Origin of the sequence: Hymenobacter cheonanensis (genome assembly GCF_030581075.1) — a bacterium.
In the GTDB taxonomy this organism is placed as follows: Bacteria; Bacteroidota; Bacteroidia; order Cytophagales; family Hymenobacteraceae; genus Hymenobacter.
Genome location: NZ_JAUQSW010000002.1, coordinates 262,410 through 279,465, shown reverse-complemented (window position 1 = coordinate 279,465; position 17,056 = coordinate 262,410). Strand labels below are relative to the sequence as shown.

The 17,056-nt window shown below is 60.7% G+C and carries 16 protein-coding genes and 1 tRNA gene; 7 read left to right on the top strand and 10 right to left on the bottom strand.

The genetic code is table 11. From position 1 onward, the window contains the following. Window positions 1-14 precede the first annotated feature (14 nt). Together Q5H89_RS04780 and Q5H89_RS04775 are read left to right on the top strand one after the other, a co-directional pair. Complete coding sequence (locus Q5H89_RS04780; protein WP_305018159.1) at window positions 15-1,304, top strand: Glu/Leu/Phe/Val family dehydrogenase; 1,290 nt, start codon at window positions 15-17, stop codon at window positions 1,302-1,304. A gap of 285 nt (window positions 1,305-1,589) precedes the next feature. Further along, window positions 1,590-2,252 (top strand): phosphatidylserine decarboxylase family protein, encoded by a 663-nt coding sequence (locus Q5H89_RS04775; RefSeq protein ID WP_305018456.1) that lies wholly within the window; start codon window positions 1,590-1,592, stop codon window positions 2,250-2,252. 94 nt (window positions 2,253-2,346) lie between these two features. Here Q5H89_RS04775 and Q5H89_RS04770 read toward each other — a convergent pair whose 3' ends face one another. The 3 genes from Q5H89_RS04770 to Q5H89_RS04760 all read right to left on the bottom strand — a co-directional run bounded on the left by Q5H89_RS04770 (window position 2,347) and on the right by Q5H89_RS04760 (window position 5,661). Beyond that, window positions 2,347-3,003, bottom strand: coding sequence for a hypothetical protein (locus Q5H89_RS04770; RefSeq protein ID WP_305018158.1), 657 nt, complete (start codon window positions 3,001-3,003; stop codon window positions 2,347-2,349). Window positions 3,004-3,081: 78 nt separating this feature from the next. Then, window positions 3,082-4,356: a kynureninase gene (gene kynU, locus Q5H89_RS04765; RefSeq protein ID WP_305018157.1), complete on the bottom strand. Its 1,275-nt coding sequence runs from the start codon at window positions 4,354-4,356 to the stop codon at window positions 3,082-3,084. A gap of 102 nt (window positions 4,357-4,458) precedes the next feature. After that, complete coding sequence (locus Q5H89_RS04760; RefSeq protein ID WP_305018156.1) at window positions 4,459-5,661, bottom strand: thiolase family protein; 1,203 nt, start codon at window positions 5,659-5,661, stop codon at window positions 4,459-4,461. Between the two features lie 97 nt (window positions 5,662-5,758). Here Q5H89_RS04760 and Q5H89_RS04755 point away from each other — a divergent pair, with 97 nt between their 5' ends. Then, entirely contained in the window at window positions 5,759-6,235 is a 477-nt protein-coding gene (locus Q5H89_RS04755; RefSeq protein WP_305018155.1) for a DUF4293 family protein, read from the top strand. Window positions 6,236-6,322: 87 nt separating this feature from the next. Here the strand turns inward: Q5H89_RS04755 and Q5H89_RS04750 are convergent, their stop codons facing one another. The 5 genes from Q5H89_RS04750 to Q5H89_RS04730 form a co-directional block, all read right to left on the bottom strand. Beyond that, a complete protein-coding gene (locus tag Q5H89_RS04750; protein ID WP_305018154.1) occupies window positions 6,323-7,342 on the bottom strand; it encodes a DUF4476 domain-containing protein in 1,020 nt (339 codons plus the stop codon). 154 nt (window positions 7,343-7,496) lie between these two features. After that, on the bottom strand, window positions 7,497-9,443 hold the full coding sequence (locus Q5H89_RS04745; protein ID WP_305018153.1) for an OmpA family protein: 1,947 nt from the start codon (window positions 9,441-9,443) through the stop codon (window positions 7,497-7,499). An 82-nt stretch (window positions 9,444-9,525) separates the two neighbouring features. After that, window positions 9,526-10,014, bottom strand: coding sequence for a hypothetical protein (locus Q5H89_RS04740; protein ID WP_305018152.1), 489 nt, complete (start codon window positions 10,012-10,014; stop codon window positions 9,526-9,528). Between the two features lie 225 nt (window positions 10,015-10,239). Continuing rightward, complete coding sequence (locus Q5H89_RS04735; RefSeq protein WP_305018151.1) at window positions 10,240-11,148, bottom strand: (Fe-S)-binding protein; 909 nt, start codon at window positions 11,146-11,148, stop codon at window positions 10,240-10,242. 33 nt (window positions 11,149-11,181) lie between these two features. Next, a complete protein-coding gene (locus Q5H89_RS04730) occupies window positions 11,182-12,573 on the bottom strand; it encodes a 4Fe-4S dicluster domain-containing protein (RefSeq protein ID WP_305018150.1) in 1,392 nt (463 codons plus the stop codon). 178 nt (window positions 12,574-12,751) lie between these two features. Between Q5H89_RS04730 and Q5H89_RS04725 the strand changes: the two genes are divergently transcribed. Both Q5H89_RS04725 and Q5H89_RS04720 read left to right on the top strand, forming a co-directional pair. Continuing rightward, a tRNA-Phe gene (locus Q5H89_RS04725) sits at window positions 12,752-12,824 on the top strand. A gap of 533 nt (window positions 12,825-13,357) precedes the next feature. Further along, window positions 13,358-13,795 (top strand): hypothetical protein, encoded by a 438-nt coding sequence (locus Q5H89_RS04720; RefSeq protein WP_305018149.1) that lies wholly within the window; start codon window positions 13,358-13,360, stop codon window positions 13,793-13,795. 111 nt (window positions 13,796-13,906) lie between these two features. Here Q5H89_RS04720 and Q5H89_RS04715 read toward each other — a convergent pair whose 3' ends face one another. Then, window positions 13,907-14,398 (bottom strand): hypothetical protein, encoded by a 492-nt coding sequence (locus tag Q5H89_RS04715; protein WP_305018148.1) that lies wholly within the window; start codon window positions 14,396-14,398, stop codon window positions 13,907-13,909. A gap of 182 nt (window positions 14,399-14,580) precedes the next feature. Between Q5H89_RS04715 and Q5H89_RS04710 the strand changes: the two genes are divergently transcribed. After that, complete coding sequence (locus Q5H89_RS04710; protein ID WP_305018147.1) at window positions 14,581-15,534, top strand: 3-oxoacyl-ACP synthase III family protein; 954 nt, start codon at window positions 14,581-14,583, stop codon at window positions 15,532-15,534. A gap of 83 nt (window positions 15,535-15,617) precedes the next feature. After that, window positions 15,618-16,022 carry an alternative ribosome rescue aminoacyl-tRNA hydrolase ArfB gene (gene arfB, locus Q5H89_RS04705; protein WP_305018146.1) on the top strand — a complete coding sequence of 135 codons (405 nt, stop codon included), beginning with the start codon at window positions 15,618-15,620 and terminating at the stop codon, window positions 16,020-16,022. Between the two features lie 311 nt (window positions 16,023-16,333). Here the strand turns inward: arfB and Q5H89_RS04700 are convergent, their stop codons facing one another. Next, the gene (locus Q5H89_RS04700; protein ID WP_305018145.1) at window positions 16,334-17,023 is read right to left on the bottom strand and encodes a response regulator transcription factor; all 690 of its coding nucleotides are present in this window, start codon (window positions 17,021-17,023) and stop codon (window positions 16,334-16,336) included. Window positions 17,024-17,056 lie beyond the last annotated feature (33 nt).

Genomic DNA, 17,056 nt, shown 5'->3' with positions numbered 1-17,056 from the left:
CATTACCTTCTCACATGGCAGCCACCACTGTGTACAAAGAACCCGCCCCCCGGGTCGAGAATACCGAAAATCCGCTTGAGTCCATGATGTCGCGCTTCAACGTTGCGGCCGAAATTCTGGGCCTCGACGACTCCACGTACGAAGTGCTGAAGGCACCCGACAAGCAGGTAATCGTGCACCTGCCCGTATCGATGGACGATGGCAAGGTGCGCGTTTTCGAAGGCTACCGCGTGGTGCACAACACCATTCTGGGCCCTAGCAAGGGCGGTATTCGCTACGACAAGAACGTAAACCTCGACGAGGTAAAAGCCCTGGCGGCCTGGATGACGTGGAAGTGCGCTGTCGTTGACATCCCCTACGGCGGGGCCAAGGGCGGCATTATCTGCGACCCCACCACCATGAGCGCCGGCGAAATTGAGCGCCTTACCCGCGCCTACACCGTGTCGATGAAAGACGTATTCGGCCCCGACCGCGACATTCCGGCCCCCGATATGGGCACCGGCCCCCGCGAAATGGCCTGGATTATGGACGAATTCTCGAAGACGGTGGGCCAAACCGCTTCGGCCGTGGTTACGGGCAAGCCCCTGGTAATGGGCGGCTCGCTGGGCCGCACCGAGGCCACCGGCCGCGGCGTTATGATTTCGTGCCTGGCCGCCATGAACAAGCTGGGCATGAAAATCGAGGAAACCTCGGTGGCCATTCAGGGCTTCGGCAACGTGGGCTCGTGGACGGCCAAGCTGATGTTCGACAAAGGCCTGACTATTAAAGGTGTATCGGACATTTCGGGTGCTTACTGGAACGACAACGGCATCAACATCGACGAGGCCATTGCCTATAAAAACGCCCACGGCGGCCGCCTCGAAGGCTTCGACGGCGCCGACCCGATGGACCCCACCAAGCTTCTGACCTCGGCCGTAGACGTGCTGGTGCCCGCCGCCGTGGAAGACGTTATCACGGAGCACAACGCGCCTTTCATCCAGGCTAAATTGATTGTAGAAGGCGCCAACGGCCCTACTTCGGCCTCGGCCGACCCGATTATTTATGGCAAAGGTATTTCGGTAGTGCCCGACATCCTGGCCAATTCGGGCGGCGTAACGGTGAGCTACTTCGAATGGGTGCAGAATAAGCAGGGCTTCAAGTGGAGCCTCGATATGGTGACCGAGCGCGCCGACCGCATCATGACCGAGGCGTTCGAGAAGGTATACGCCACCAGCCAGAAGTATAACATCTCGCTGCGCATTGCTGCCTACGTGGTGGCCATCGACAAAGTAGCCCAGACGTATAAGTACCGCGGCGGCTACTAAAATCACGGATTACGCGGATTTTAACGGATTTCACGAATTTTGTGGACGACGACCGGACGACGCAGCTTCGCACCGGTCGTCGTCCACTTTTCGTAAAGCTGTTGGCTAGCCCACCGTTACTTTGCACCTCGGCCATCGTACACGTTAGCTTGAGGCGCACATTGCCGCTCAAAAACTATTTATTGCCCCTCGCACATCCTTTACTCTTGGTTCTGACACGGAAGAAAAATGCGTAGGCATCGCCCACAAAATCCGTGAAATCCGTTAAAATCCGCGTAATCCGTGATTAAGATACATAAAGAAGGTCGGCGCATCCTGTTCGTGACGCTCCTGGTGCTGCTGGCCCTCAACCTCTTGCTGAGCCGCTACAATGGCCCGAATGTGGTATTCAATCGCATTTTTGCGGGCGCCTCGGTAGTGGCGTTTCTGATGCTGCTGCAGTTCTTCCGCTCGCCCTTCCGGCGCCTGCTCACGCACGAAGACCTGCTGCTAGCCCCCGCCGACGGCAAAGTGGTGGTAATTGAGGAAGTATTCGAAAGCGAATATTTTGAGGACGCGCGCCGGCAAATAAGCGTGTTCATGTCGCCCATCAACGTGCACATCACCCGCAACCCGGTGTCGGGCATTGTCAAGTATTTCAAGTACCACCCCGGCCAGTACCTGGTGGCCTGGCACCCCAAAAGCAGCACCCAAAACGAGCGTACCACGGTAGTAGTAGAAAGCGACGCCGGCCCGCTGGTGCTGTTTCGGCAAATTGCCGGGGCTATGGCCCGCCGCATTGTGTGGTACGTGAACGAGGGCGACGAAGTAAGTCAGGGTGAGGAATTTGGCTTTATTAAATTCGGCTCGCGGGTCGATATTTTTGTGCCCCTCGATGCCGACATCAAGGTCGAGCTGGGCCAGAAAGTAAAGGGTGGCGAAACAGTGCTGTGCCAGTTGAAGGCCTAGCCTGGCAGCACCCGAACAAACCTGCCCCGCAAAGCAAACGCCGGCTGCCCTTCCGTTTAGATGGGCAGCCGGCGTTTGCTTTGGGGTGCAGGAGCTAGTGAGCGGGGAGCTGCATTTGCTCCATCTGCTGTTTCATAAGAGGCGCCGTGGTGGGGTTGTGCAAAAGCACGTAGCTCAGGCCGATTTTAAGCAGCAGGCAGGCGCCTAGCGGCAGCAGCCAGTTGCGGGCCTGAAACTGGTACGTACCTACGTAGCGGGGCCAGAACCACCATACGTAGGCCATAATAATGGGCAAATCGAGCAGGAAACCAGTGAGCGGCGTAAACAGGTTCTGATTCACCAGCCACCTTAGCAGAAATACTTCGGTCAGAATGTAGGTGATAACAAACGCCACGAGCCCCGAAATGGCCCGCCCGCGCTTAAGACGATACATATTTGTAGCCAGCAGCACGGCGCCCGCCACCACCGAAATCATGGCCGACATAACCACGATACCCGCTGGCGAATAAAGGCGGGGTAGCTCTTCCTCCTCAGCGGGCACCAGGGCCTGCGCAGTCAGGCGCGCCTGCTCCTGCACCACGGCCTCCAGGGCAGGGCGCAGGCTGGCATCTTCGGGGGCCGGCTGGCCGCGGCGGCGCAGCTCGTTGAGGGCCGCCAGCACGGCCTCCTCGCGATACTGAGCGTGGCCCGTTACGTAGTCGCGCAGGGCAGCATCGGGCTTGAGGGTCATTTTGGCCGCGTAGTCTTCCATAAAAATCAGTAAGCAAGTAGCCTGGGCTAGTAAGCAGATAGCGTGTAAATGACCAGCGCCACTGCCCCTTGCAGGCCGCTAGCTGTAAAATTCCGAAATAGCCGCGCCCGCCCGGCGCACATCCTCAAACGAATTATAGAGCGGAACGGGTGCCAGGCGAATAACATTCGGCTCGCGCCAATCGGCAATAATGCCCCGGCCCGCCAGAAAGTCGAACAGCTCGCGCCCGCGCTCGTGCACCAGCAGCGACAGCTGGCAGCCCCGCTGGGCGGGTTCGGTGGGCGTAATTATCTCCAGCTTCGATTTCGGCAGGCCTAGCTGATTAAGTAAAAATTCGAGATAGCCAGTGAGCTTTTCGCTCTTGGCGCGCAAGACGGCCAGGCCGCCGGCGCGGTCGAAAATCTCCAGGTTGGCGCGGTGCACGGCCATGGGCAGCACCTGCCCGCACGAGAGCTGCCAGCCCGCCGCCCCGGCCGCCGGCCGGAAGCCCGGCTTCATCTCGAAGCGCTCGGCCGGGTCGTTGCCCCACCAGCCGGCTAGGCGCACCAGGTCGGGCCGGTGCGCAAAGCGCTCGTGAATAAAGGCGCCCGAGGTGCCGCCCGGCCCCGAGTTCAGGTACTTATAGGTGCACCAGCAGGCAAAATCTACATCCCAGTCGTGCAGGTGCAGTACTACGTTGCCGGCCGCGTGGGCCAGGTCGAAGCCCACGGTGGCACCCACGGCGTGCCCGGCCCGCGTAATGGCCGCCATGTCAAATACCTGCCCGGTGTAATAATTGATGCCACCGAAGATGACGGTAGCCAGCGAGTCGCCCAGCTCCGCGATTTTGGCTTCTATGTCCTCGGTGCGCAGCGTGTGCTCGCCGGGGCGGGGCGTCATCTCCACAATGGCATCGGCGGGGGCGAGGCCGTGCAGGCGGGCCTGGCTTTCGAGCGCATACTGGTCCGAAGGAAACGCGCCGCCCTCCATCAGCACCTTGTAGCGGGTGGCGGTGGGCCGGTAAAACGACACCAGCAGCAGGTGCAGGTTTACCGTTAAGGTATTCATAATGACCACTTCCAGCGGCTTGGCGCCCACCACGCGGGCGGCCGCTTCGGCTAGGGTGTCCTGGTAAAACATCCAGGGCGACTCGCCGTGAAAATGCCCTTCTACGGCCTGCGTTTCCCACGACTTAAACTCTGCCTCCACAGCCGCACGGGCGGCGCGGGGCAGCAGCCCCAGCGAATTGCCGCAGAAATAGGCCGTCGGCCGGCCATCGGGCCCGGGCGGAATATGAAACTCCTGGCGGAAAGGGGCTAGCGCATCGGCCGCATCCTGAGCGGCGGCGAAAGTAGGAGAGGGGTCGTAGGACATAAAATCGTTATTCGTACTTCGCTGCTCGTTTTTTGAAAGCGCGGGCCGGGAAGGGATATTCCTTTTTACGAGCGACAAAAAACGCGCAACGAAAAACGCGCGTTACATTTTCTCAAAAACCATGGCCGTGCCCTGGCCCACGCCCACGCACATGGCGGCCAGGCCATAGCGCACGCCCTCGCGGCGCTGCATTTCGTGCACCAGCGTAGCAATAATGCGCGCACCGCTGGAGCCTAGCGGGTGGCCCATCGCGATGGAGCCGCCGTTCACGTTGAGCTTGCTCATGTCCACGCCCAGCTCGCGGGCCACGGCCACGCTCTGCGAGGCAAACGCCTCGTTGATTTCGAGCAGGTCCATGTCAGCCAGGGTCAGGCCGGCGCGCTCCAGCGCCTTGCGCACGGCCGGCACCGGCCCCATGCCCATAATGGATGGGTCGACGCCCGCCACGGCCGACGAGATAATGCGGGCCATCGGCTTGAGGTTGTAGCGGGTCAGGGCCTCTTCGCTCACGAGCAGGGCGGCGGCGGCGCCATCGTTGATGCCCGCCGAGTTGCCGGCCGTCACGGTGCCGCCATCGGGCTGAAAGGCCGGCTTGAGGGTGGCGAGCTTTTCGAGGGTTGATACGCGGGGCTGCTCGTCGGTATCAAAAAGAGCGGTATCGCCCTTGGGCTGGGGCAGAAAAACGGGCACCAGCTCTTTGCGGAAGCGGCCCTTTTCGGCGGCGCGGTGGTACTTGCGCTGGCTTTCGAAGGCGAAGGCGTCCTGGTCTTCGCGGCTTACGCCATACTGCTTAGCCACGTTCTCGGCCGTGTCGCCCATGGTGTAAGGGTAGTGCTCGCGGGCCAGCCGGGAGTTTACAAAGCGCCATCCCAGGGTAGTATCGTGGGCCGTAAAGTCGCGGGCAAAGGCCGTGGCCGACTTCGCCATCACAAACGGCGCCCGGGTCATGCTCTCGGCCCCGCCGGCCAGAAATACGTCGCCCTCGCCGCACTTAATGGCCCGGGCCGCATCCATGATGCTTTGCATCCCGCTGGCGCAGAGGCGGTTTACGGTATTGCCGGGCACCGTTACGGGCAGGCCAGCCAGCAGCGCGGCCATGCGGGCCACGTTGCGGTTGTCCTCACCCGCCTGGTTGGCGGCCCCCATTATCACATCCTCGACCGCGTTCTTATCGAGGCTGGGGTTGCGACGCAACAGCTCGCGCAGGACGAGGGCGGCCAAATCGTCGGGGCGAACGCTGCTGAGCGCGCCACCAAACTTTCCAATCGGGGTGCGCACCGCATCCACGATATATGCATTAGGCATTCCGGGAGTATCATTGGGGCGAAGCGAGTCCGCCGGTTGAGGGCTAATTTTGGCCTGGCATCGCGCACCGGCGCGGGCCTTTTTCACAACCGCAAAGATGATACAAAGAATTCAAAGCGTTTTTCTTTTACTGCTGGCTTTGTCGATGCTCAGCCTGCTGGCGCTGCCGCTCTGGCACAAAGCAGATGCCCTCACCCACCAGGAGCTGACCCTGACAGCCTTCAACTTCAAAGCCACCGGCCCGGTGCACCCCACCACGAGCTTGCCCGTCTGGCTTATTGCCGTGCTAGCCCTGGCCTCGGCCGCGGTGGCCGCCTACGAGATTTTCCAGTTTCGCAATCGCTTCACGCAGCTCAAGCTGGGTATGCTCAACCTGCTGCTCATCGTGGCTACGTTTGGGGCCGTGTTTTATTTTTCCAACCAAGGCGAGGCGTTTCTCAACCCTAAGCTCGAAGGGCAGAATCTGCCGGCCTTCTACCTGCCCACGCTCGCGCTGATGCTCAACCTGCTGGCCAATCGCTTTATCCGGCGCGACGAGCAGCTGGTGCGCAACAGCTACGACCGCCTGCGCTAGCTGCTAGCCCTCACACCTCATGCAAAAGCCCCGGCTGCCTTGTGGCGGCCGGGGCTTTTGCATGAGGTGTGAGGTTGGAAAGGGCGATTACTCGGGCGGCAAGCCCACCGCTTGCCGCAGCGTGCGAATACTAGACTTGAATTGCAGCGCGTCATAAACCCGGCTGAAATCCTGGGGGTCGCTTAGGTGCGAGTAGCTAAAGCGGGCTAGCTCGATGCGCGACTCATCGTGGGTAAAGGTTTGCATCAGCTCGGCCAGCTCATTGGCGCGCAGGCTGCTTTGGTCGAGCGCCTGGGTAGCGGTGCGCAGGCGCTCGGCCTCGGTGGGGCGCTGGCGCAGGTCCTGGGCTAGCCCGGCAATTTCATCGGGGGTGAAGGGCTGAAGGTTGCTGGCGTTGTTCGGAGCAGGGTCGTAGCTGCCTTCGGTGGTCGTGTCGGGGTAGGCATTGCCCGGCGCGCTATTGCCGCCGGGGTAGGTTGGGGGAGGCGCCGGCGCCGGGTAAGCCTGCGGCTGCTCTTGGCTAGGGTAGGTAGGCGCCGGATATGTCTGTGGTTGCTGCTGGCTGGGGTAAGTGGGCGCCGGGTAAGCCTGCGGCTGCCCTTGGCCAGGGTAGCCGCCGCGCGAATCATAGCTAGGGTCATACTGGCCGTTGCCATAGCTGCCCTGAGGCGGCAAAGGGCTGCTATAGTACCCACCCTGGCCGCTGCCATAAGGCCCATTGCCGGGGCCATAGTAGCCACCCTGGCCATATCCGGGGCCCGCCAGCGGCACCATGCCTATCTGCCGCAGCTGCGGGCCGTAGGGGCTCAGCAGCAATACATAATCAGTCTCAACGCCCGGCTGCAGCCACACCTGGGTGCGAAAGCGCAGCGGCGGCCCGTAGCCGGTAGGCACGCTAAAATCGGCCCAGTGGCGGCCGGGGGCCAGCATGCCCACGCGCACCTGCGGGGCCAGCGGTCGGGTCAGCAGCCGCCCATCGAGCACGAGGCTGAAGGGCTGGCCCCGCTCGGCAGTAATGCTCAGGTTGGCCGGCGGGGCGGCGAGCGCGGGCGCGGCCCCCAGCCAGGCAAGCAGCGCCGTAGCAGCCAGGTTAAAAAGCGTTTTCATGAACGTAAAAGCTGCGGGCCGGTGAAGAAACTCACCCACTCTAAAGCGTTAAATTCAAACGCCGTGCCATAAAAAAAGCCCCCGACCGGCGGGGGCTTTTTTAGCTTGCTGCTGCTTGGCTGGTGCGCCGTTGGCCCTTGCCAGGCAGCTGGCCTTACTTGTCGATGCGTGTCACCTTAAACTCGGTGCGGCGGTTGCGCTGGTACTCCGCCTCAGTTTTGGCATCCTTCACGATGGGCCGGGTTTCGCCGTAGCCTTTGGCCGTGATGCGGCTGGCCGGCACCCCTTTGCTCACAATGTAAGCCACCGCCGATTCGGCACGCCGCTGGCTGAGCTTCAGGTTGTAAGCATCTTTGCCACGCTGGTCGGTGTGCGAGCTTAGCTCGATGTTGATTTTAGGATTGTCGAGCAGCGTTTGCACCAGGGTATCGAGGCGAATGGCCGCGTCGGGGCGGATATCAGCCTTGTCGTAGTCATAGAAAATATCCTTAACCTCAATAGCCTTGTTCACGATGATTTTATTCAGCGTGAGCGTTACGGGCAGCCGAATATCGTTTTGCTGCTGCGGCAGCGCGTCCTGGCTGGGGTAGCGGTCTACGGTGCTTACGCTGCCGCGCGCCGTGAAATCGCCGGGGCGGTCGGCAAACAGGCCGTAGGTCTGGGCCGAGTCGAGCTTGGTCGTGAACTTGCCATCGGGGCCGGTTGTCACATCCTGCTTCTGGCCGGTGCCACTCGTGATGGTCACCGTTTCGCTGGCTACCGGCGTAGTGGTGCCGGCCTTGTCGTTGCGCTCCAGCAAGGTGCCATCCACGTAAAAGGTCACCAGCTTGCGGGCCTTCTTCTTGAAGGAATAAAGGTCATCGGAGCCCTTGCCGCCTTCGCGGTTGGACGAGAAAACGCCCACGCCCGGCGCCGTAAAGAAGGGCGCAAAGTCATCGCCCGGGCTATTGATGCCCGGCCCCAGGTTCACGGGCTTGCCGCCCTTCACCTGAAAAATATCGAGCTTGCCGTAGCCCGGGTGGCCATCGGAAGAGAAATACAGCGTGCCATCGGGCGCCACGCCCGGAAAGTTGTCGTTGCCCACCGAGTTGATGGTTTCGCCCAGGTTCTCGGCGGGCGAGAAGCGGCCGTTGGCCCCTAGAGTAGCCTTAAACAGGTCGTTGCCGCCCAGCCCACCCTTGCGGGCCGAGGCAAAATAGAGCGTAGTGCCATCGGGCGCGAAGGCTGGGGCAAAGTCATCAGCCGTGCGGTCGTTGATGTTGGCCAGAATGGGCTCGGTCCAGGCGCCGTTGCGGTAGTACGAAATCCACAAGTCCACGCTGCGATAGCCCTTTTTCGAGCCATCGTTCGAGCGCGCAAACACCATCGTTTTGCCGTCGGGCGTGTAGGTGGCGCTGGCTTGCAGCTCCTTATCGTTGTTGAAAATCGGCTCCAGCTTGCGCGGCGTGCCGCCGGTCATGGCCGCCGGGTCGTCAAATTTCTGGGCGTAGAGCGCCGTGTAGCGCTCGCCATTGCCGGGGTAAGGCTTGCCGTCGCGGCCCGAGGCAAACACCAGCTCGCCACTATTAGGCATGCGCGCGGCCGAAAAATCAGAGTTAGGCGAGTTCACCGCGTCGAGCGGGGCCACGTCGTAGGCGGCGGCCAGGCCGGCGAGCGCCTTGCTGGCGGTAGCGCTGGCCGCCTCGGCCTCGGCGCGGGGGGCTAGCGTGCGGTTGGTGCCGCTCTGGGCGTAGGCCGTGAAGCGTGTGGCGGCTTCGTCAAATTTGCCGCTAGCCTTCAGCGCCTCCGCGTAGCGGTAGCCCAGGTCGGCGTTGCGCGAGCCGGCGTCGAGCGCTGCCTTGTAGTAAGGCTCGGCCTGGTCGAGGCGGTTGGAGAGGCGATAGGCTTCACCGAGGCGGAAATTGGCCGTAGCTGCGCTTTTGGGCTTGGCCGCGTCGGCCTTGTAGAGCGGAATGGCCGCCTCGTATTCGCCGCGCAAAAAGTGCTTATCGGCCTTGCTAAGCTTGCCCGATGAGGCGCAGCCACCTAGTGCCAGCGCCGGGCCAGCCGCCCCGACAAGCACAAATTTTCTAAGGGACGAGTATCGAATGGGGAACGCCATGCAGCCGGAAAAAGCAAGTCTATTGGTTTGATAGGCAATAATACAACTGTTTCGGGCTGCTCATTAGTGCCCCGGCCAGCGGCTAGGCCCCAAAATAGCTGGCTAGCCAGGTCTGGCCGGCCGGCGCCGGCCATTGGTCGTCCAACTGGGCTTTTGTAGTCAGCGTATTATTAAAATATAAGGTGTCGGGCTGCACCTCGCCGGCCGCGATGGCCGCCCGCAGCTCGCGGCGCGTGAGCAGCCGCAGCTCGCCCTGGTGCAGAAAGGCCATGCGCGATTTTTCCAGCAGCGGCACCCCTAGCCGCTGCTCCAACTCCTGCACAAAGCGCACCGAGGCGTCGATGGAGCAGCCGCTAGCCCCCGCCATTGCCTCATCGAGGCCAATCACTAAAAACTGCCGGTGCAGAAACTGCACGGCCGCCGCCAGCTGGCGGCCGTGGCTCGTCCACTCCTCGGCAAAAGCCGCTAGGCGCGGCAGCAGCGGCATAAGCTCGGCCTCGGCCAGCGGGCGGCTGGCCTGGTAAATCCACACCCGGGCATGGGGCGGCAGGTGGTCAAAAGCGACATTCATAAATCACGGATTACGCGGATTTTAGCGGATTTCACGGATTTTGTGGACGATTTTTTTGCCCGGGCCGTGAAGGCCGTCAGAAATAAGTAATTTGCCCAAAGGCACCGTTTTTAACAAACGACGCGTGTAAAAGAAGGATTACCGCCAACATGAAGTGGAAAGGGCGGCAGCTACTACCGGCTACAAAATCCGTGCAATCCGCTAAAATCCGCGTAATCCGTGATTTTAGGCGTTGATGCCTTCGGCGCTGGCTACCAATTCGGCCAGGTCAAATACCTGGACGTTAGCTTCCTGTTCTTTGTTTTTTACGCCATCGCTCATCATGGTCATGCAGAAGGGGCAGCTCACGGCAATGATGCTGCCTTGCAGGCTGTGCTGGCTGGGGGCGGTGCGCTCGGTTTCGACGCCGCGCAGGTTGTCGAGGGCCGCCGCCTGGCCGCTGAGGGTGGCCAGGGCCTCTTCGGTGCGCTCGATGTTGATATCCTTTTTGCCGGGCTCGGGCTCTTTCCACATTTGGGCGCCGCCGGCGCCGCAGCACAGGCCGTTAGCCTTGCTGCGCTTCATTTCCACGAGGTCGGCATCGAGGGCGGCTAGTACGTCGCGCGGAGCTTCGTAGATGTTGTTGGCGCGGCCCAGGTAGCAGCTGTCGTGAAAAGTGATGCGGCGACCCTTGTAGCTTTCGCCACCCTGCACGGCCACTTTCCCTTCATTAATAAGCTGTTGCAGGTAGGTACTGTGGTGAATCACCTCGTACTCGCCCCCGAGCGCCGGGTACTCATTCTTGATGGTGTTGAAGCAATGCGGGCAGGCCGTCACAATTTTCTTGATGCCGTAGCCATTCATCGTCGTGATGTTCTGCATGGCCTGCATCTGAAACAAAAACTCGTTGCCGGCGCGCTTGGCTGGGTCGCCGGTGCAACTCTCTTCGAGGCCTAGCACGGCGTAGTTGGTGCCCACGTGCTCTAAAATGCGGGCAAAGGCGCGCGTCACGCGCTTATAACGGTCGTCAAAAGCGCCGGCGCAGCCTACCCAAAATAGAATCTCGGGCACTTTGCCCTCGGCCGCGAGGTCGGCTACGGTCGGCACCGTAAGCTGGCGCTTGGCGGGGGCAGCAGGGGAGGAAGAAGGGGTCATAACGAAAAGAACACTACTGCTTATAAATCAATACTATACCGTTGTGGCGGGCGCTTTATCGGCCACGTACAGCTCGTCGGCCCAGTTGAGGCGGTCGGAAGGTGAGAAAGCCCAGGGCGCGCCGTTGTTTTCGATGTTGGAGAACATGACATTCAGCGAGTTGGGCGCGGCCGATTCTTCCAGTACCAGGAAGCGGCGCATCTCGATGATGCTTTCGAGCGGGTTGATATTTACCGGGCAGCTTTCCACGCAGGCGTTGCAGGTGGTGCAGGCCCACAGTTCCTCGGGCGTCACTTTGCCGCGCAGCAGCGTGGCGTTGACCAGGTCGGTAATAGGTTCGTGCTTAGCCTCTTGCCCATACACGTTGGGGTGGAAGATGAGCGGCGAGTTGTACTTCTCCTCCACCCGGTCGCGGGTGTCCATGATGATTTTGCGCGGCGAGAGTAGCTTGCCCGTCAGGTTGGCGGGGCACACCGAGGTACAGCGCCCACACTCGGTGCAGGAGTAGGCGTTCAGCAGGTTGGTCCAAGGCAAATCCTCCACGTCTTTAGCCCCGAAGGGCGTGGGGGCTATTGCCGAGCCATCGGCATCGACGGCCGGGGCGGGCACCTCGTAGCTAGGGTCCATCATGGCCTTCACCTCGTGGGTGATGCTTTCCACATTCGAGAACTGGCCCTGCGGCACCAGCCGCGAGTACCACACGTTCGGGAACGCCATGATGATGTGGAAGTGCTTGGAGCTGGGCAGGTAGTTGAGAAACAGCAAGATGCCGGTAATGTGAATCCACCAGCCGGCGCGTTCCAGCACGCGTAGCGTGGCTTCATTGCTGGCCGGCAGCAGGTTAGCCAGGAAGTGGCTGACCGGGAAGGCGCCCGGCAGGTCTTTGCCCTCCAGCTGATGCAGCTTGATATCGGCCGAGTTCATGAAGAACAGGGCCAGCATCAGGGCCACCTCAATGTAGAGAATGATATTGGCATCGAGCTTGGGCCACATGCGCAGCTCGGGGCCGGTGAAGCGCTGCACCGGCGGGTTGTGGTTGCGGCGCCACCAAAAGGCAGCTACCGCGATGATAACCAGCGCGGCCAGCGTTTCATTAATGGCCATCAGGGCATCGTATACCGGCCCCAGGATGCCTAGCACGCGGTGCGTGCCAAACAGCCCGTCGATGATAATCTCGATAACCTCGATATTAATGACCAAAAAACCCACGTATACCACCAGGTGCAACAGTGCGGGCGTGAGGCGCTTAAACATTTTCTGCTGGCCAAAAGCCACGAGCAGCGTTTTGTTGAGGCGCTTGCCGAAGTGGCCGCTCATGTCGCGGTCGCGCCCGACGAGGATATTGGCCCTGATTTTTCGAACCTGCCAGGTAAACAGGCCGAACGCTGCCAGCAGCAGCAGCGCGAAAAGAATGGGTTGCAGCATAGACGGTAAAGGTAAGCCGACGGGTGGGATGGGCCCGCAATTTAGTAGGCATGACGACTACTTTTCACAATTCACCCCTCGGCCGGGGCCTAATGGAAATTTTTTCGGCCCTGGCCTTGCGTCGTAACGCATTTTTAGTACCTTTGCACTCCCAAGCCGCCAAAGCGAGGCGGGAAACGGCAACATAGCTCAGTTGGTAGAGCACAGCACTGAAAATGCTGGTGTCGTTGGTTCGATTCCAACTGTTGCCACAAAAAAAGCCCTAGCATTGCGCTAGGGCCTTTTTTGTTTCGGGTATGGCCAATGCCCCTACGCTGTCTGGGAATGGTTTGAGGGAAAGCAAAAACTCAGCCAGCTGCACCAGATAATTAATTAATTGCTGCTTCACGCTGGCGAAAGCCAGGAGGCGGGCTAGCAGCAAAAGGCGTATGCGTTTGCCAGTCCATTGCCGAAAGCAGCCTGGGCTAGCGGGCCTTACAAGCAGCTTGGGGGTATTGAGGAAAAGAGCAGCCTAGGCGGCCTCTTAATAAATCAGTGCCAGCACTGATGCGCTCGGCGGCAGCAAAATGGTTGCTTTGCATTGTGCAGTAAGTGCTTGTTGCTCTAGATATTACCTTGTTTTATTCAATATTACGTGGCGTTCATTTATGCCTGAAACACTACGCCACTAGCCCGCCGCCACTGGTACGTCGAGTGACAACTGCTGGGGTTATACCAATAGCCAGGCGTACCGGGCCGACGTGACGACCCTGAGCCAACTGGCGCCGACTGCATTGGGCTGATTGTGACCCTGGTAGATTTGCCCGGTGGGGCTGCCCCGGGCAGCTTTATTACGGTAGTTTTTGACGTCAAGCCAAGAGACTGCCCCAATCCGTTCAACCTGACGGAAAAAGGCGTATTGCCACCGGCCATCCTGGGCACCACCGGGTTTGACATCACCAAAATTGACGTTTCTACGCTGAAGGTCAACGAAATGGCTCCCCTGCGCTGGGCCATTGAGGACGTGGCTACTCCCTACGCTGGCGACGTAACCGGCTGCACTGCCTGCACCGCGGCCGGGCCCGACGGTATTCCGGACCTGACGCTCAAGTTTAGCAGCGAGAGCATTGCCCAGACTTTAAGCGGCGCGGCAAGCGGCCGCTGCGCCAGCCTGACGCTTACCGGCAAGTATACGACCATTCCCATAGCCGGCCTCGATTATATGAGCATGAAGGGCAAGTGAGCAGCGAGCCAGCAGCGCGCCCAACGGCCCCGCCGGAACACTCAGCGTACCGGCGGGGCCGTTGGGCGCGCTGCTAAAGCGGCTAGAGCGCCTGAGGCCCGGCCCCCAGGCCTAGCGGCCCCGAATGGTATCGAAAAGGTTGGTTTTGCGCCTGAAGAACACGTAGCGAATGGAAAACGCCGTGGGAAAGCGGGCGTAGTCGTCGCCGGCAAACTCCAGGGTAGGCTTGAAATCGAAGCTGAGCACCACCGGCAGAAAGGCTACCTTATACTCGACGCCCACCAGCGCATCGAGGCCGCTGAAGCCGCCCGTGTCTTTGTTGTGGCCCAGGTGCCCGCCCGCCCCAAAGTAGTAGTTGAGACTAGGCCCCAGAATACCAAAGTGATACTCGCCCAGCACCGTGCCGCTGTACTCGCGCTGGCCCAGCCCGGCAATGCCCTCGATAGTGACGCGCGAAGCCACCCGCTGCTGTAGCGTGAGGCCGTAGTTGCCGCCGCCCAGCCGGGCGCCCAGGGCCGTATCGTACTTCTGCGCGAAGGCGCGCTCGCTTAGCGTTAGCAGCAAGAGCAGCAACCCGCTGAGCTGAAAAAAACGTAGGTGCATAGGAAAATAAAAGCCAGGATTGACGGCAGGTACACAACTACGGTGCCAACGCCGCCAAGGCCGGGCTAGTACCGGAGCAGCCGCCCCACGTGTAAGATTCCGGCTTTTCCGGCTTTTATTCGGGGCCTAACGTTTGTTAGCCGGACCTTTGTACGGATATTCTCTTACCCACTACCCACTGCGTGTACCTGCATCACGTGGCTGCCTACCTGCCGGCAGCCGTTGTTACCAACGAACATTTTACCCGCCTCAATGGGCTGGCTTCCGACTGGATAATTGAGCGCACCGGCATTCGGGAGCGGCGCAAGGCGGGCCCCGGTGAAAATGCCAACACAATGGCCATTGCGGCCACGCAGGCCCTGCTGGCGGAGATGCCGGAAGTAGCGCCGGCCAGCATCGACCTTATTGTAGCGGGCACCTACACCCCGCACGATACCATTTATACCGCCGCGCACGCCGTGCAGCGCGCCTTGGGAATCAATGAGATACCAGTAGTAAGTATTTCTTCGGCGTGCTCCTCGCTGCTCAATGCCGTGGAGATAGTGGAAGGGTATTTTGCCTTGGGCAAGGCTAGCCGGGCGCTGGTGGTAGTGAGCGAGCACAACACGGCCTACAACAACGAGGAAGACACCATGGCGGGCCACCTTTGGGGCGATGGCGCGGCGGCGCTGCTCCTGACCAAAGATGCCCTGGCGCCCACCGACCTGCGCGTGGTGCAGGTACTGACCGGCGGCGCGGCCCCGATGGGCAAGGCCGACGAAGCCGTGACCCTGAAGCCGGTAGACAAAGGCATTGTGATGCCTTTCGGCCGCGATGTGTTTCAGCAGGCCTGCACCTATATGGCGCGTATTACGCAGCAGCTTCTCGATGCTCATGGCCTAACGGTGAACGAGTTGCACTACCTGATTCCGCACCAGGCCAATTTGCGCATCTCGGCCAACGTGGTGAAGCAGCTAGGCCTCGACCCCGCCCGCGCCGTCAATAATATCGAGCGCCTGGGCAACACGGGCTGCGCCGGGGCCGCTATTGGCCTGGCCGAAATATGGCCGCGCATTGCGAGCGGCGACAACCTGATTGTAACGGTATTCGGTGGCGGCTACTCCTACGGAGCCATGCTGCTCGCCAGGGAGTTATGAGTTGAGAGCTTGAGTTGAGAGCCAGGCCTTTACTTGTGCTCTGCCACTCATCCGGCATACTTCCTAACTTACAGCTCTCCGCTATGCTCCCGCCACCTGCTGCCTTTCTGCCCGAAATCGTGTTTCAGACCAGCCGGGCCAGTGGGCCGGGTGGGCAGAATGTAAACAAGGTAGAAAGCCGTGTGGAGCTCCGGTGGTCGCTGCAAGCGTCGCAGGTGCTGACGCCGGAGCAAAAACAGCTCATTCTGGAAAAGCTGGCCGGGCAGCTTACCCAGGAAGGCTACCTGTTGGTAGTAGCCCAGGACGACCGCAGCCAGCTGCGCAACAAAGAAATAGCCCTGGCCCGCTTTCACGAGCTGCTGCAAAAGAGCGTGCGCCGCCCCAAGCCGCGCCGCCCCACCCGCCCTAGCGCCGGGGCCGTGCGCAAGCGACTGGAAGGTAAGAAGATACAGAGCGACAAGAAAGCAAATCGCCGGCGCTTAAACTAGCAGTAGCGCTTCGGCCACGGGTTATAAACTGAAAGGCCCGGCCCAACCAATGACTAGTGGTTGGGCCGGGCCCTGGAAAAGTGCAGGAGAGTGATAATAAAGCGTAATCAGAGCGGAGAGCGGTAGCGCGGCGCCTGCTGCCCAACGACGACCCTAGCGGGCAGTGCGCCGAGAAACAGGCCAAAGGTCTTCATAGGTCAGAAAAAGCAGCTGGCAGCCTGGGGCGAGGTACGCCCTAGGCCACCACAAAGGACCTGCCTGGATGGGAAGAATAGTAGCGTAAAAACACCTGCTTTTGAAACCACGTATTTCTACGTGGTAGTGCTGGGCAGCGGCGAATCGAGCAGCCCGTGGCGGGCGGCATATACCACCAGGCCGGCCGAATTGGGCGCGCTGGTTTTTTCGAGCAGCTTCTGGCGGTGGCCCTCCACCGTGCGGCGGCTGATGAAGAGCTGCTCGGCAATGTCGGCGGCCGTGCAGCCCTGGCAGATAAGGCGCAGTACTTCGTGCTCGCGGGTGGTGAGCTGCACCAAATCGGGCTGCTTGGGCGTGGGCGTGCGCTCGGGGTGCTGCACGCCCCGGATGAGGGCCCGCGAAATGCGGGGCGTGAAGTGAAACCCCGTCGTCAATACTTCCTCAATGGTAAGGCGCAGCTGCTCCTGGTCTACGTCTTTGGGCAGGTAGCTGCGGGCGCCCGCTTTCATCATCTGCGTGATGTACTTATCGGCCGAAAACATCGAGAGCACGATGATTTTCAGGTCCGGAAACTCCAGCAAGAGCCGGCGGGCGGCCTCGGGGCCGTCTACATTAGGCATTTGCAGGTCGAGCAGCAGCACATCGGGCACGCGCCGGCGGCAAATGGCGAGCAGCTCGGGCAGCTCGGCCGCTTCCTCTACCGATTCGACATAGGGCAGCGCCTGCAAAATATAGCGCATACCCTGCCTGAAGAGTTGATGGTCATCGAGCAGGGCAATGTATACGGGGGCAGCAGGAGTTGGCATAGCTAGGTGGGTAGAGCGGGAAAAGAATAGAGA